This window comes from Flavobacterium rhamnosi, from assembly GCF_048286515.1.
Taxonomy (GTDB): Bacteria; Bacteroidota; Bacteroidia; order Flavobacteriales; family Flavobacteriaceae; genus Flavobacterium.
The window spans coordinates 154,506-170,267 of sequence record NZ_JBLVPS010000001.1 but is presented as its reverse complement, the minus strand read 5'-3'; the positions used below and the strand labels follow the sequence as shown (position 1 = coordinate 170,267).

13 protein-coding genes are annotated in these 15,762 nt (G+C 33.5%); 10 read left to right on the top strand and 3 right to left on the bottom strand.

Features of this window, described 5'->3' with window-relative positions:
* Positions 1-52: 52 nt before the first annotated feature.
* Genes ACNQGN_RS00785 through ACNQGN_RS00775 form a run of 3 tightly spaced genes read left to right on the top strand, consistent with a single transcriptional unit; the run spans position 53 to position 1,539 of the window.
* Positions 53-595 (top strand): RNA polymerase sigma factor, encoded by a 543-nt coding sequence (locus ACNQGN_RS00785; RefSeq protein ID WP_417985971.1) that lies wholly within the window; start codon positions 53-55, stop codon positions 593-595.
* Between the two features lie 31 nt (positions 596-626).
* Positions 627-1,040, top strand: coding sequence for a hypothetical protein (locus ACNQGN_RS00780; protein ID WP_417985970.1), 414 nt, complete (start codon positions 627-629; stop codon positions 1,038-1,040).
* 40 nt (positions 1,041-1,080) lie between these two features.
* A complete protein-coding gene (locus tag ACNQGN_RS00775; protein ID WP_417985969.1) occupies positions 1,081-1,539 on the top strand; it encodes a sensor of ECF-type sigma factor in 459 nt (152 codons plus the stop codon).
* A 274-nt stretch (positions 1,540-1,813) separates the two neighbouring features.
* Here ACNQGN_RS00775 and ACNQGN_RS00770 read toward each other — a convergent pair whose 3' ends face one another.
* A complete protein-coding gene (locus tag ACNQGN_RS00770) occupies positions 1,814-2,878 on the bottom strand; it encodes a sialidase family protein (RefSeq protein WP_417985968.1) in 1,065 nt (354 codons plus the stop codon).
* A 114-nt stretch (positions 2,879-2,992) separates the two neighbouring features.
* Between ACNQGN_RS00770 and ACNQGN_RS00765 the strand changes: the two genes are divergently transcribed.
* The 4 genes from ACNQGN_RS00765 (at position 2,993) to ACNQGN_RS00750 (ending at position 10,087) form a co-directional block, all read left to right on the top strand.
* Positions 2,993-4,486, top strand: a complete 1,494-nt coding sequence (locus tag ACNQGN_RS00765; protein ID WP_417985967.1) for a hypothetical protein — start codon at positions 2,993-2,995, stop codon at positions 4,484-4,486.
* A 118-nt stretch (positions 4,487-4,604) separates the two neighbouring features.
* Positions 4,605-6,566 (top strand): KUP/HAK/KT family potassium transporter, encoded by a 1,962-nt coding sequence (locus tag ACNQGN_RS00760; RefSeq protein WP_417985966.1) that lies wholly within the window; start codon positions 4,605-4,607, stop codon positions 6,564-6,566.
* A 120-nt stretch (positions 6,567-6,686) separates the two neighbouring features.
* Positions 6,687-8,672: a KUP/HAK/KT family potassium transporter gene (locus ACNQGN_RS00755; RefSeq protein WP_417985965.1), complete on the top strand. Its 1,986-nt coding sequence runs from the start codon at positions 6,687-6,689 to the stop codon at positions 8,670-8,672.
* Between the two features lie 179 nt (positions 8,673-8,851).
* Positions 8,852-10,087 carry an RsmB/NOP family class I SAM-dependent RNA methyltransferase gene (locus ACNQGN_RS00750; protein WP_417985964.1) on the top strand — a complete coding sequence of 412 codons (1,236 nt, stop codon included), beginning with the start codon at positions 8,852-8,854 and terminating at the stop codon, positions 10,085-10,087.
* Between the two features lie 125 nt (positions 10,088-10,212).
* Here ACNQGN_RS00750 and rho read toward each other — a convergent pair whose 3' ends face one another.
* Entirely contained in the window at positions 10,213-12,012 is a 1,800-nt protein-coding gene (gene rho / locus ACNQGN_RS00745) for a transcription termination factor Rho (protein ID WP_417985963.1), read from the bottom strand.
* A 181-nt stretch (positions 12,013-12,193) separates the two neighbouring features.
* Between rho and ACNQGN_RS00740 the strand changes: the two genes are divergently transcribed.
* The 3 genes from ACNQGN_RS00740 (at position 12,194) to ACNQGN_RS00730 (ending at position 15,132) form a co-directional block, all read left to right on the top strand.
* Positions 12,194-12,607 carry a DUF4293 domain-containing protein gene (locus tag ACNQGN_RS00740; protein WP_417985962.1) on the top strand — a complete coding sequence of 138 codons (414 nt, stop codon included), beginning with the start codon at positions 12,194-12,196 and terminating at the stop codon, positions 12,605-12,607.
* A gap of 143 nt (positions 12,608-12,750) precedes the next feature.
* The gene (locus tag ACNQGN_RS00735; RefSeq protein WP_417985961.1) at positions 12,751-13,413 is read left to right on the top strand and encodes a response regulator; all 663 of its coding nucleotides are present in this window, start codon (positions 12,751-12,753) and stop codon (positions 13,411-13,413) included.
* 24 nt (positions 13,414-13,437) lie between these two features.
* A complete protein-coding gene (locus ACNQGN_RS00730) occupies positions 13,438-15,132 on the top strand; it encodes a tetratricopeptide repeat-containing sensor histidine kinase (RefSeq protein WP_417985960.1) in 1,695 nt (564 codons plus the stop codon).
* 3 nt (positions 15,133-15,135) lie between these two features.
* On the opposite strand, the gene ACNQGN_RS00725 is transcribed toward ACNQGN_RS00730, so the two are convergent.
* A complete protein-coding gene (locus ACNQGN_RS00725; protein ID WP_417985959.1) occupies positions 15,136-15,633 on the bottom strand; it encodes a metallophosphoesterase family protein in 498 nt (165 codons plus the stop codon).
* Between the last annotated feature and the right edge of the window lie 129 nt (positions 15,634-15,762).

The following is a 15,762-nucleotide window of genomic DNA, read 5'->3' as shown; positions in this document are numbered from 1 at the left end:
TCCTTGATTAAACCTAATAGATATATTCCATTCTAACTGATAAATAATAGCTTTGCACGAGGAAAAGGAATTTATTCAAAAACTATTGAACCCTAAAACGCAGAATGAAGCGTTTCAACAACTCTTGCAGGACTACCAAAGACCGCTCTACAATCATATTCGTAATATTGTATTGAACCATGATGATACTGACGATATTTTGCAAAATACATTTATAAAAGTATTTCAAAATTTAAAGAACTTTAAGGGCGAGAGCAAACTTTTCTCTTGGATATATCGCATTGCGACTAATGAAGCGTTGACTTTTTTGAATCAAAAAGCAAAAATCAATGGAATCTCATCTGAAACATTACAAAACAAAACCATTGACAATTTAAAAGCCGATGTTTTTTTTGATGGAAATGAAATTCAATTAAAATTACAAAAAGCCATTGCCGTTTTACCCGAAAAGCAACAATTAGTTTTCAAAATGAAATATTTTGAAGAATTAAAATATGAACAAATATCAGAAATCCTAGGGACATCCGTAGGTGCTTTGAAAGCATCTTATCATCACGCCGTAAAAAAAATTGAAGCCTTTGTAACGGCAAATTAAACCTTTTTCATTTAATTAAGTCTAAAGTATTATGAAAGCATTTAAATTAGAAAACGAACCTAAAATGGACTCAGGATTTAAAACTCCGGACTATTATTTTGAAAATTTTTCAACCAAAATGATGGAGCAATTACCTGTAAGCGAGCCAAAAGTAATTTCTATTTTTCAAAAAAGAAAAAACATAATTATAATGGTTGCCGCAGTATTCGTTCTTGCATTGATGATTCCTATTTTAATGCCCTCTTCAACAAACATGAAAGAGCTGGACTCAACTACTTTAGAAAATTACATAGCCTATCAATCTAATGTAAATCAATATGATTTGATAAGTGTCCTAGAAACCGAAGATATTAATAATATTAAAACAACTGTTGTACTGGAAGACCAAGCCATCGAAGATCTTTTAACCACAAATTCCAACTTAGAACATCTTATTTTAGAATAAAAAATGTTTTTTCCAAGTTAAAATCAAAAAAAATAAAAAAATGAATATTAAAAAACTATTTCCAATACTGCTTCTTTTTGTTTCTTTTAATTTTTACGCACAAGGCGAAAAAATGAAAGAGAAAAGAGAACAAATCAAAGCTTTAAAAGTAGCTTTTCTGACCACCGAATTAGATCTGACAGCTAATGAAGCGGAAAAATTCTGGCCAATCTTCAACACCTTTGATGACAAACAATTCGAATTGAGACATCAAAAAATGAAGGCTTTCATGAAAAAAATGAATGATGGCTCTCTAGATAAAATGACTGAAAAAGAAGCGAATACTTTTTTGACGCAAATGGAAAGTACGGAAGAAGAATTATTCCTGCTAAGAAAAAAATTCATGCAAAATATGAAAGGAATACTTCCTGCCGTGAAAATCATCAAATATAGAAAAGCTGAAGAGGATTTTAGCAGAAAACTGCTACAACAATATCGAAATAAAGGCCCTAAAAAATAATACATTTTGTTTAATTAGCTCAAAAAAAAAGGCACTAAGCCTGATCTAAAAGGGCTACACTCTGGACAAATATGTATTAATCATATTTAAAAAAAGTGCAGACTAACATTTTGAAAATTTAAAAAACAAGCGATTGTTGAATAGCGTAATACTATTCTCAATCGCTTGTTTGCTACTACTATATTCGATGGGACAATTAGCCTAAAGAGGCTCCCAAGCAAATAATTTTTCAAAAAAGAACAATAGAATACTTGAATTTAGCGCTTAGGTATTTTTATTTTTTGAAATTTAAGCGAATCATCTTATTCTTTCCAGCTGCAATAGCGGTATTCTCATCGATAAACCGAATGGTAAAAAGACTGGGATCTGCAGATAGCTGTTTCCACGAATTACCTCTATCCGAAGAATAATACAATCCGGACGCACCTACTGAAACTAATCCTGCCCCATCGCTCTTTGGAACATATTGTATGCAGGAAGCATATCCGAAACCTTGGTTCTCCGCAATTAATTTCCAAGTTTTTCCTCCATTCGCTGTAAAAGCTTTATTTCCTGAATTTTGTTGTGGCACTTCATAATTTCCACCTGCGATAAATCCTTTTTTCGAATCATAAAAATCAGCTGTAAAAATTCCAGTCATGGCTTTTCCCTGAACAATTGGAGTATCAAAAACCTCCCAAGTTTTTCCTTTATCCGGTGCGTAAAAAACTCTTGCTTTTTTTCCTCCTGAAACAATCCATGTTTTATTCCCTTTTAAAACAATATTTGTGTTGCTTGCTGCAAAAGCTGCTTCTCCCTCAATCACTTTTGGCAATTTACTCGAGGGGATTTTATTCCATGAATTTCCACCGTCACGAGTAATTAATATCGAAAGACAATTGGATATCGGATCTCCTATAGCTATTCCATCTGTATCATTCCAAAATTGCATACTATCATAAAATACTTTTTCGTGATTTTCCTTATAAACCAATTCTATTTCTGAATTATCTTTAGAAATTCTATAAAGCAAAGCCGGATTGGAAACAGTAAGGATAAAAACAGCTGAAGTTGTTTGTGCAATACTTCTAAATTCAAACTTCAAACTATCATTCGCAATCTTGTTTTCATTTCTTTTACTTTTTTCCAAATCATAAAAACCAAATCTTGATTTATCAGCCGCATACCACACTTTATTAGCATCAATTAGTATCGCTCTAATGCTCATTTCATCTTGAAACAAGGTGTCAATCTGGACAGACTGAAAATCAGTATTATTTAATTTTACAGCAACATAACCAGTTGTTTTACAGGATATAAAAACACTTAAAAACAGCACAATTAAAAAAATATTTTTCATTTTATATGATTTTTATGACGAATTTACAACTAAAAATAGTATTACCAATGGACGCCAAATTTATTGGCACAGTAATTGAATATTGAAAAAACATTAAACTTAATACTATTAATTATGAAAACGAAACTACTTCTTTTAAGTCTATTGACTTCTGTTTTCGCAACACAAATACAAGCGCAAGACAGAACCACAATAAATGCCATGAATTCTGAGATTAGCGACAACTTAGATTTACGGGCAGTTGCATCAATTTTTGGAGATTCGAGAGATCTTCAGGATTTCGAAAGACAGTTAAATGACCCAGAACTTCAAATATCAAATTTGGATTTAAATAATGATAATGAAGTTGATTATTTACGAGTAATTGAAACCGTAGAAAATCGAACTCACGTAATTGTCATTCAGGCCGTTCTTGATCGTGAGGTCTTTCAGGATGTTGCTACAATTGACGTTGAGAAAGACAGAAACAACAATATTCATGTGCAAGTTGTAGGCGATGTCTACATGTATGGCCAAAATTACATTTATGAGCCTGTATATTACAGTACACCGCTAATTTATGCTTCTTTCTGGAGCTCAAATTACCGTCCTTATTACTCAACCTGGAATTGGGGGTATTATCCTTCTTATTATTATGCCTGGAATCCATTCCCAGTTTACAGATACAGAAATAACATCAACATTAGTTTGAATATAAACAACAATTATAACTATGTTACTTACAGAAGAAGCAATAGAGCCGCAGAATTATATCGCACTAGACGTTCAAATGGTTATGAAAGACAATATCCAAATTATGCTTTTTCAAGAAGAAATTCTCAAGTAACAAACCGTTATGAATTAGACCAAAGAAGAGGTGTTAGAAATGTTGGTAGCAGAACAAATTCTTCTAGAGAAACAGTTGGACAAAGAACTAATTCGCAAAGAGATTATTCTCAAAACAGAACAAATCCTTCTAGAGAAGCGGGATCACAAAGAACTAATTCCCAAAGAGACTATTCTCAAAACAGAACAAATCCTTCCAGAGAAGCGGGATCACAAAGAACTAATTCCCAAAGAGACTATTCTCAAAACAGAACGAATCCTTCCAGAGAAGCAGCGCCGCAAAGAAATAATTCTCAAAGGGACTATTCTCAAAACAGAACGAATCCATCCAGAGAAGCAGCGCCACAAAGAACTAATTCTCAAAGGGACTATTCTCAAAACAGAACGAATCCTTCCAGAGAAGCAGCGCCGCAAAGAGCGGAGTCACAAAGAGACTATTCTCAAAACAGATCGAATCCTTCCAGAGAAGCAGCGCCGCAAAGAGCGGAGTCACAAAGAGACTATTCTCAAAACAGATCGAATCCTTCCAGAGAAGCCGCTCCGCAAAGAACTAATTCCCAAAGAGACTATTCTCAGAACAGATCGAATCCTTCAAGACAAGCAGCTCCGCAAAGAACGGAGTCTCAAAGAGACTATTCTCAAAACAGAACGGCTCCTGCGAGACAAGTTGCCCCTCAGAGAGCAGAACAACAGAACAGAGGTAACTCTTCAAGAGAATCAGCTCCGCAAAGAACAGAAAATCAAAGAGGCAATTCTTCAAAAAATGATAATAGAAGATCATAAAAACTTTAATGTTTTTTTTTTAAAAGCACGGCTCCTAAGGCCGTGTTTTTTTTTATTCGATAAAAAGCTGAAAATTATTATAAAAGCGTAAATTTGACCAGTTTTTTAAAAAATATTCATGAGCACTTCGCATAAAAACCTCCACAGTCAATGGACACTAGGTGGACTATTAATTTCATTAGGAATAATTTACGGTGATATTGGAACTTCACCATTATATGTAATGAAAGCCATTCTTGGTGATCATATCATTGATGCAGATATTGTTTTAGGCGGAATATCATGTGTTTTTTGGACACTTACATTACAAACAACCATCAAATATGTTCTTATAACCCTAAGCGCTGACAACCATGGTGAAGGTGGTATTTTTGCGCTATATGCACTGGTCAAAAAAACAAAAATTAAATGGTTAATTGTCCCCGCAATAATTGGGGGAAGTGCCTTGCTCGCTGATGGAATTATAACCCCTCCCATCTCAGTATCTTCTGCTGTTGAAGGAATTAGAACCTATTATCCTGAAATAAATACAATCCCTATAGTCATCGGTATACTATTTGTACTTTTTACTATTCAGCAATTTGGGACCAAATTAGTTGGTAAGTTTTTTGCACCCATGATGCTTATTTGGTTTGGTATGCTAGCTATTCTGGGAATAGCACAAATTACTCAACACACTGAGGTTTTAAAAGCTATCAATCCATATTACGCCTATCATTTATTGACCATTCATCCAGAAGGTTTTTTTGTTTTAGGATTTGTATTTCTATGTACAACAGGTGCTGAAGCATTGTACTCGGACATGGGACATTGTGGACGAAAAAATATTAGAATTAGCTGGATTTTTGTAAAAACAGCTTTGGTGCTTAATTATTTTGGTCAAGCCGCTTATTTAATACATCACGAGGGAGAAACATTACAAAGTTTGGGTGGAAAAAACGGAAATCCCTTTTACCTGATAATGCCTGACTGGTTTCAACCCATAGGAATCGTAATAGCAACCCTTGCGGCAGTAATTGCTTCACAAGCATTAATTAGCGGGTCATTTACTTTGATAAATGAGGCGATGCGATTAAACTTCTGGCCAAAAGTAAAAATTAAATATCCGACCGAATTAAAAGGGCAATTGTATATTCCATCGATAAACTGGTTACTCTTTTTGGGATGTGTTGGAATCGTATTGCACTTTGAAGAATCCAGTAATATGGAACATGCTTATGGACTGGCTATTATCCTATGTATGATAATGACCACCATTTTACTTAACTTTTATTTGATAATGAAAAGGGTAAAATTGTATTTTATTGTACCATTGATTACCATTTATCTAATAATTGAATTTAGTTTTCTGGCCGCAAATATTACGAAGTTCTCTGACGGTGGTTATGTTACTCTTTTTATCGCAATAGCCTTGATAGCTGTGATGACGATTTGGTATTTAGCTAAGAAAATCAACAAGAGTTATACTAAAATTGTTAAAATTGAAGATTACAAAAAAGTACTTGTTGAATTGAGTGCCGATTTATCAATCCCAAAATATGCTACACATTTAGTCTATATGACTAATGCAGGACGAATCGATGAGATTGAAGAAAAAGTAATGTATTCCATTTTACAAAAAAGACCTAAAAGAGCCGATATTTATTGGTTTGTCCATGTGAATATATTAACGGAACCTTATAAAACTGAATATAAAGTAACTGAAATTGTCAAAGATGATTTATATCGTGTTGATTTTAATTTAGGTTTTAGAGAACCTACAAAAATAAACCTGATGTTTAAAGAAGTAATCAAAGATATGGTACAAAAAGGAGAAGTAGATATTACCAGCAGATATGAATCTTTGAATAAAAACAATATCATAGGCGATTTTAAATTTGTTTTATCTGAAAAATTTCTTTCTAATGATAGTGACTTAAGATGGCATGAAAAAATAATTATGAACTCCTATTTCTTAATTAAAAAACTAAGTTTATCTGAAGAAAGAGCTTTTGGTTTAGACAGTAGCTCTGTAAAAATAGAAAAATTTCCAATGGTCCTTCATGCACCTGAAAACATAGGCTTGACCAGAGTTAAATAAATTATTTTAAACACACAATCTTTTTAAAAACGCCGTACTAATTACGGTGTTTTTTTATGGTAGAAAAAGCGCTAATTTATTTAAAAAGAGTAAATTTGATAAGTTATATAAAAATTATTCATGAGTACTTCGCATAAAAACATACACAGTCAGCTTTCTGCAGCTGGTTTATTGATCACTTTAGGAATAATTTATGGGGATATTGGCACCTCCCCTTTATATGTAATGAAAGCCATAATAGGAGAACATGCCATAAACAAGCAATTAATATTAGGTGGTTTATCCTGTATATTGTGGACATTGACTTTACAAACTACTTTAAAATATGTAATTATTACCCTCAATGCGGATAATCATGGCGAAGGTGGTATTTTTTCATTATATTCTCTAGTAAAAAAAACTAAAATACAATGGCTAATTGTTCCCGCGATTATTGGGGGAAGTTTATTATTGGCTGAAGGTATAATTACGCCTCCGATTTCGGTATCCTCTGCAGTCGAAGGACTGCGCATTTTCAAACCCGACATCCCAACAATCCCAATTGTAATAGCGATACTTTTTATACTCTTCAGCATTCAGCAATTTGGCGCTAAACTGGTAAGTAAGTTTTTCTCTCCTACCATGTTAGTATGGTTTACTATGCTTGGCGTTTTAGGTTGCCTACAAATTTTTAAAAATATTGAAATCTTTAAAGCCATTAATCCTTACTATGGCTATAAGCTATTAACTTCAGATCGTGCTGGAGAAGGGTTTTTAATTCTTGGAGCGGTATTTCTATGCACAACCGGAGCCGAAGCTTTATATTCGGATATGGGACATTGTGGAAGACGAAATATCAGAGTAAGTTGGATTTTTGTAAAAACAACATTGATTCTGAATTATTTTGGACAAGGAGCTTTTTTACTAATGCACGAAGGAAAAACATTAGCGCAATTAGGAAGTTCCAATCACAATCCATTTTATTTAATCATGGCCGATTGGTTTCAACCCATTGGAATTGTCATTGCAACGTTTGCCGCTATTATTGCTTCGCAGGCATTAATAAGTGGCTCATTTACATTAATTAACGAAGCCATGCGTTTGAATTTTTGGCCAAAAGTAAGAATCAACTACCCAACGGATGTAAAAGGGCAACTATACATCCCTTCGATAAACTGGTTACTATTTCTAGGTTGTGTTGGTATCATTTTATACTTCAAGGAATCTAAATACATGGAGCATGCCTACGGTCTGTCAATAATTTTAGGGATGATGATGACGACAACGCTATTAAATTTCTATTTGATAATGAAAAGAGTCAAATGGTATTTCATGACGCCTTTAATAACATTATACGGCACTATAGAAATTGGCTTTTTGTACGCTAACATTTCTAAATTTATGGAAGGTGGCTACGTTACACTATTTGTAGCAATATTTATGATTTTCACAATGAGCACTTGGTTTTTAGCAAAAAAAATTAGTAAAAATTACACCCAAATTGTTAAAATTGAAGATTACATAAAAGTTCTTGGTGAGTTAAGTCATGATGAAACAATCCCAAAATATGCGACCCATTTGGTATACATGACCAACGCAACCAGATCAGATGAAATTGAAGAAAAAGTAATGTATTCAATCCTTCGAAAAAGACCAAAGAGAGCTGACATCTACTGGTTTATACATGTAAATGTGTTAAATGAACCCTATAAAAAAGAATACCGAGTAACAGAAATACTAAAAGATGATTTATACAGAGTTGATTTTTACCTGGGTTTTAGAGAACCAACAAAAATAAACTTAATGTTCAAAGAAGTTATCAAGGATATGGTTAGCAAAGGTGAAATGGACATTTCAAGCAGATATGAATCCTTAAATAAAAATAACATTATAGGGGATTTCAAATTTGTGTTATCCGAAAAATTCCTTTCCAATGATAGTGATTTAACTTTCTTTGAAAAAATTGTAATGAATACCTATTTCGTTTTGAAAAAATTCAGTTTGTCTGAAGGAAAAGCTTTTGGTTTAGACAATAGTTCTGTAAAAGTAGAACAATTTCCTATGGTGCTTCATCCACCGGAAATTATCAATATGAAAAGAATCGAAAAGTCTAATCCTAACATGTAACCGCTACGATTTTCTTTACGTCATATCTTATTTCAAAAAAGTTTTTTTCTCTGTTAGAAAAAAACTTTTTTGTTTTTATCTATTGTACAAATGTTTTCAATGAACTACTGAATAAACTCCTAAAGTACAAATACAAACTCAGCTAAAAAAAACCTACCTTTGCACCTCAATTATTTAAAATGAGATTACACAGAAATTTAGTTTACACAACAATAGATGCCTTAAACGCCATTTTTAATGAAGGCGAATATGCTGACAAAGTGGTAGCAAGATCCTTAAAAAAAGACAAACGTTGGGGAAGCTCTGACAGAAAATTTGTTGCCGAAACCATCTACGAAATTGTACGTTGGAAAAGATTATATGCAGAAATAGCAGAAGTAAAAGAGCCTTTTGACAGAGACAATATTTGGAGAATGTTTTCAGTTTGGGCAGTACTAAGAGGCTACCCTATTCCGGATTGGCGTCAATTGGAAGGAACTCCGGAAAGAAAAATAAAAGGTCGTTTTGATGAACTTTCAAAAGTGAGAGCTTTAAAAGAATCAATTCCAGATTGGATGGATGAATTAGGAGTTAAAGAATTAGGTGAAAAAGTTTGGGCAACGGAGATAACAGCTCAAAACCAGCCTGCAAAAGTTATCCTAAGGGTAAATACCCTTAAGACAACCAGAGAAGCTCTACGTGCGATTTTAATGGATTTAAACATTGAAACGGAAACACTTAAAAACCAGCCAGATGCTTTAGTTTTAAAAGAAAGAGCTAACGTTTTCCTGACTGACGCTTTCAAACAGGGTTTCTTTGAGGTACAGGATGCCAATTCCCAATTAGTAGCTGCGTTTCTTGATGTAAAACCAGGAATGCGTGTCGTTGATACGTGTGCGGGTGCAGGTGGAAAAACATTACACATTGCTTCTTTAATGGAAAACAAAGGACAATTAATTGCAATGGATTTGTATGAAAGCAAATTGAAGCAATTAAAAATCAGAGCAAAAAGAGATGGCGCTTTCAATATTGAATACCGTATTATTGACTCGACTAAAATCATCAAAAAATTACACGAAAAAGCGGACCGTGTTTTAATTGACGCTCCATGCAGTGGTTTAGGAGTTCTTAAAAGAAATCCGGATGCAAAGTGGAAATTAAAGCCTGAATTTATCGATAACATCCGTAAAGTACAATCGGAAGTTTTAGAAAGTTATTCTAAAATTGTAAAGCCAGGTGGAAAATTAGTGTATGCTACTTGTTCTATATTACCATCAGAAAATCAAGAACAAATTGCTCGTTTTTTGACTACTGACATTGGTAAACAATTCAATTTTATTAAAGATCAAAAAATATTGGCTTCAGAATCTGGTTTCGATGGCTTTTATATGGCTTTGCTAGAACGAAAAGAAGAAATAAAAGAAGTTAAGGCTTAAAACTAAAAACTTCTAAAAACTAAAAAATCCTCGAAATTTCGAGGATTTTTTTATATCATATCATTTCAAATTTCAGTTCAAGGTTATTTAACAATCTCAAACCTGAAGCCTTAATTTTTTTAATATCAATCATTCATCGAGATTAAAAACTCTTCATTATTCTTAGTTTTCTTAAAACGATCATTAATGAAATCCATTGCCTCCACTGGGTTCATATCCGAAAGATATTTTCGCATAATCCACATTCTTTGCAATGTTTTTTGATCTAATAACATATCATCACGTCTTGTACTTGAAGAAGTCAAATCGATTGCCGGGAAGATACGCTTGTTCGCAATTTTTCGGTCCAACTGCAACTCCATATTACCAGTACCTTTAAATTCCTCAAAAATAACTTCATCCATTTTCGAACCAGTTTCTGTCAAAGCAGTAGCGATTATACTTAACGAACCACCATTTTCAACGTTACGGGCAGCTCCAAAGAAACGCTTTGGTTTTTGCAATGCATTAGCATCAACACCTCCACTTAATACTTTACCTGAAGCTGGCTGAACCGTATTGTAGGCTCTAGCCAAACGCGTAATGGAATCCAAAAGAATCACTACATCGTGACCACATTCAACCAAACGCTTGGCCTTTTCAAGAACGATATTAGCAATTTTCACATGCTCCTGCGGTTCTCTGTCAAAAGTAGAAGCAATTACTTCACCACGCACACTACGTTGCATGTCCGTAACCTCTTCCGGGCGCTCATCTATTAATAAAACAATCAAATAAACTTCAGGATGATTCGCCGCAATTGCATTGGCAATTTCCTTAAGTAACATTGTTTTACCTGTTTTCGGTTGCGCCACAATCATTCCACGCTGTCCCTTTCCTATTGGAGAGAATAAATCGATTATACGCGTTGAAATAGTGCTTTGTTTTTCAGCCAGTTTGAATTTCTCTGAAGGAAAAACTGGCGTTAAATGTTCGAATGAAACTCTATCACGAACCACTTGAGGATCGTGTCCGTTTATTTTTAAAACCCTTACTAATGGAAAAAATTTCTCTCCTTCTTTTGGTGGACGAACCACACCTTTTACTGTATCACCGGTTTTAAGACCGAACAATCTAATTTGAGAAGTCGATAAATAAATATCATCTGGCGAAGCCAAATAATTGTAATCTGAAGAACGCAAGAATCCATATCCATCAGGCATCATTTCAAGAACACCTTCGCTTTCAATTATTCCATCAAATTCAAAGTCCGAAGCAGCAAAATTACTTTTCTTATTTTTAAAATTTGGATTTTGATTCCCGTTCTGGTTTGGGTTCTGGTTTGGGTTCTGATTCGGGTTCTGGTTTGGGTTCTGGTTTGGGTTCTGCTTATGTAATTGATTCGGGTTTATTTTTTTTACCGGTGCCGGAACTTCTATTTTCTCCTCGCTAGCTATTTCGGCAACATCTACGTTTTCTTTGGTTGCTTCTTTTACTTCCTCTTTATCCTTTTTTAAAGCAATTTTCTTTTCATAGGCCGATTTATTAAACTTAATAATCTTCCCAACTTTTTTTTCTACATCTACTGCCTCAGAAATTTCACTTACTTCCTTAACAGGTTCACTTGCTTCAACCGGAAAATCTGCTGCTAGTGGAGCGCTTACTTCCTCAACAGCTTCTTCTTTTTCGAAAAGAGACTTTGCTACGGTTTTTTGAATGGCTGCTTTTTTAACAGGAACGATTCGAACTCTCTTAGGCTTATCGTCTTCAACATTAATTTCCTTTTTTGTATCTAATGTCGAATCAACGCTAGCCGCTTGATGCTCTAAAATATGACTAATTAATGTCTCTTTTTTTACACCGTTAAACTTTATGGTTTTAGCTGATTTAGCTATTTCTTGAAGCTCAGATAGCTTCATTTCTTTTAATGCAGAAATATCAAACATGAATGTTCTTTGAGTTTAATTAATTTGGAAAATTGTAAAGATAGGTAGTAAACTTTTTAATTTTGAATCAACCGCAGTATGAAGTGCTTACGGAATTGTTATGCAATAATACGAATAAAATTTAATCATACAATAGCATTTATAAAAAAGAAAATATATTTTTGTAGAACAAATTCAAACCATGATACAAAGAATTCAAACCATTTATTTATTTCTTGCTTTTGTAGTAACAGGAATTTTACCATTTTTCATTCCTCTATGGACAATGAGCAATGATTCCGAATATTATTTCATGCAAAATCAAGTTTATGTAATCTTATTTGGTTTAAGCACAACGCTTACTTTATTGAGTATTGTATCTTATAAAAAAAGACAAAATCAATTTGTTATCGGCAGATTGAATATCATATTAAATTTAATTTTATTAGGATTGTTTGTATATCGTTCATTAAACTTATCTGGAGAGACACTGGTTGTTTCGGAGAAAGGTATTGGGATGTTTCTACCTGTAGTTGCTATCGTATTATTAGTGTTAGCTAATAAGGCCATCAAAAAGGATGAAGATCTTGTAAAATCAGTGGACAGATTGAGGTAAACCTATAAACTTAGTTTATTAGTGCGAAGGAAACCCGAATGTAACAATTCGGGTTTTTTTGTGCACATAATACTATAAAAATACTAAAAATCTTACTAAATGATTCATTAAATTTTTATAAATTTGAACCTGGTAATTCCCCTATGAAAACAAAAATCAGAATCCATTTAGCGGACGATCATCAAATACTTATTGATGGAATCACTACTTTACTGCGAACCATACCTAATTATGAAGTGGTTGGCTTCTCCTTAAATGGAAACAACATTTACGATGACGTTACGAATAACAAATCCGACATTCTTATACTGGATATCAACATGCCTCAAAAAGACGGAATTGAGGTAATTAAAGAATTTGCAGAAAAAGGTTTTCCGTGCAAGGTTATTATTCTCTCCAGTTATGATGACTTGAAATTGATAAAAGAAATCATGAAACTTGGCGCAAGCGGCTATTTAACAAAACAATGTGCCGGCGAAAATATTGTTGAAGCCATTGCGGCAATTTCAAACGGAGAAGAGTATTTTTGCAAACCTATTCGGGAAAAAATCTTTAATTCTTTCACAAAGAACAATCCAAAACTAAACAAATACGAATCGGCTTCAAATTCAATTTTGACAGGACGCGAATTGGAAATAATTACTTTGATTTCATTAGAATACAGTGGAAAGGAAATTAGCGAGCAATTATTTATCAGTATAAATACAGTTGAAACGCACCGTAAAAACATAATGAAAAAATTAGATCTAAAAAACACCATCAGTCTGGTCAAATATGCCCTTAAAAACAATTTGATTAGATCATAAACCCAGCAGTAAAAGTTCTATTTTATGCCTCAATTCCGAATTAACATATTGTCTTTGTTTCTGCTATTGTTTCTTAACACTGCTTTTTCCGCACAGCAAAAAACGCCTACAAAAAAAGAAATTACAGTATTGGCAAAAGAGGCAAATCAATACATGAAGGAAGGCCATTTTGAAAAATCTCTGGTAAAAGCCAGAATCGCTTTACACTATGCCATTGCCAGTAAGGATGATAACCTTATAGCTTCAATTTACAATACAATTGGCGCCAATTTTGATGAATTAGCAGAATTTGACAAAGCCTTTTTTTACTACAATAAGGGCTTACTTTATGCTAATAAAACCAACAATAATCAATTAAAAAACTGGCTGTATAATAATTTAGGAAACATCTATTGTTTTGATAAAAAACAATATGAAAAAGGGATTCTTTGTTATAAAAAATCATTAGAATACTGCAAAAAAACAAGTGATTTGAGTCAAACTGTTTTTACAAAACTCAATATTGCCTGGGCTTATTTTGATATTGGTGATTTTAGCAAAGGATTACCTTATCTAAAGTACATCAATCAACACCACAAAAAACATGGAGACACATCTACTCTGGTAGCACTTAACATGTTAAACGGCATGTATTACAGCTATAAAAACGACGCTGAAAAAGCACACTTCTTTTTCCAAAATGCTATACGATTAGGACGTCAGGGAGATGAAAAATCAGATTTGTCTCTATCACACCAAGAATATTCCAAATTTTTATTAAAAAACGGCGAATATCAAAAAGCATATGAAAATCTGGCGCTGTATAACTCCATTACAGCCGAACTTAATTATGAGGAGAAACTAAAAAAGGCTAACGTTGCAGGAATTAATCTCGAAATCGACAGATACAAAAGAGAGATTGATACCATAGAAACAAAATACAAATCCAGCCAATATTTATTATTAGAAAAACAGTCTAAGAATAAAAAAATCAGCATTGTCGTTATTTCGCTATTGCTGTTAATTATAATTCTTTTTTACTTTTCATTCCAGAATGCAAGACTAAAACAAAACAATAAACTCAAAGACCTGCAAAGCAAAATTCAGGAAAATATCATTAATGCTTCCATCAACGGACAGGAACAGGAAAGAAAAAAAATAGCCGCTTTTTTACATGATAATATCAGCGCTTTGCTGTCTTCAGCAGGATTACATTTAAATGTTTTCACATCTCAAAATCAATCACCCCCTCAAGAAATACTAAAGACTAAAGCCATATTAGTTGAAGCACACGATAAAGTTCGCGATCTATCCCATGAACTTATGCCCTCTCTTTTGGCTCGTTTTGGTTTGTTTTACGCACTGGAAGACCTAAGCGAAAAAAATTCAAATTCTGTAATTCAATTTAAATATTCAAGTCCGGTAGCTACAAAAACACGCTATAACGAAGAATTTGAAATGAAAATTTATTTTATCATCAGTGAACTATTGAATAATATAACCAAACACAGTCAGGCAAACACTGCAAAGATTACAATACAGGAAAACAATAATGCCTTACAAATTCATGTCTATGACAACGGAAAAGGTTTTGATCCCGCTCATTTTCATTTCCTTGAAGGTTTTGGACTCAATCAGATCCAGGCGCGGATAAACAATTTAAAAGGAGGTATTTCTATCGATTCCAAACAAAACTCCGGAACATCAATCTATATAGCCGTGCCTATTGCATACAGATAAAAGTTATCCTTTTTTCTCTATTTCTATAATTTCTAAATCCTTTATTTTATCGCCATCAATCACAAAACGCAGCATCGTGCGCACTTGATGAAAACCACTTTTTCCGGCAGCTCCAGGATTCATGTGCAATAAATTATGCTTTTTATCAAACATCACTTTCAAAATGTGCGAATGTCCGCAAATAAATAATTTAGGAGGATTTTTATCCATCTCTGCTTTTATATTGGGGTTGTATTTCCCCGGATAACCGCCAATATGAGTAATCCAGACAGCAACGTCTTCGCAAACAAACCGATTGTGTAGCGGAAATTCCAATCGGGCTTTTGCGTCATCAATATTGCCATAAACACATCGCAGCGGCTTTAGTTTTTTTATGGTATCCGTTACTGCTAAATCACCAATATCACCCGCGTGCCAAACTTCGTCAGCCTGTGCAACATATTTTAAAATAGTATCGTCAATGTGACTGTGTGTATCGGAGAGCAGCAAAATTTTTTTCAAAGTATTTGTTTTATTTTCGAGTAATTTACTGCTATCCGGATCAATATTTTATGCTTTTAAGAAAAAGCATAAGCGGATTTTCACCTCTTTCAGGTCTGCAATTTTGTCGCAAAAATAAACATTCAAATT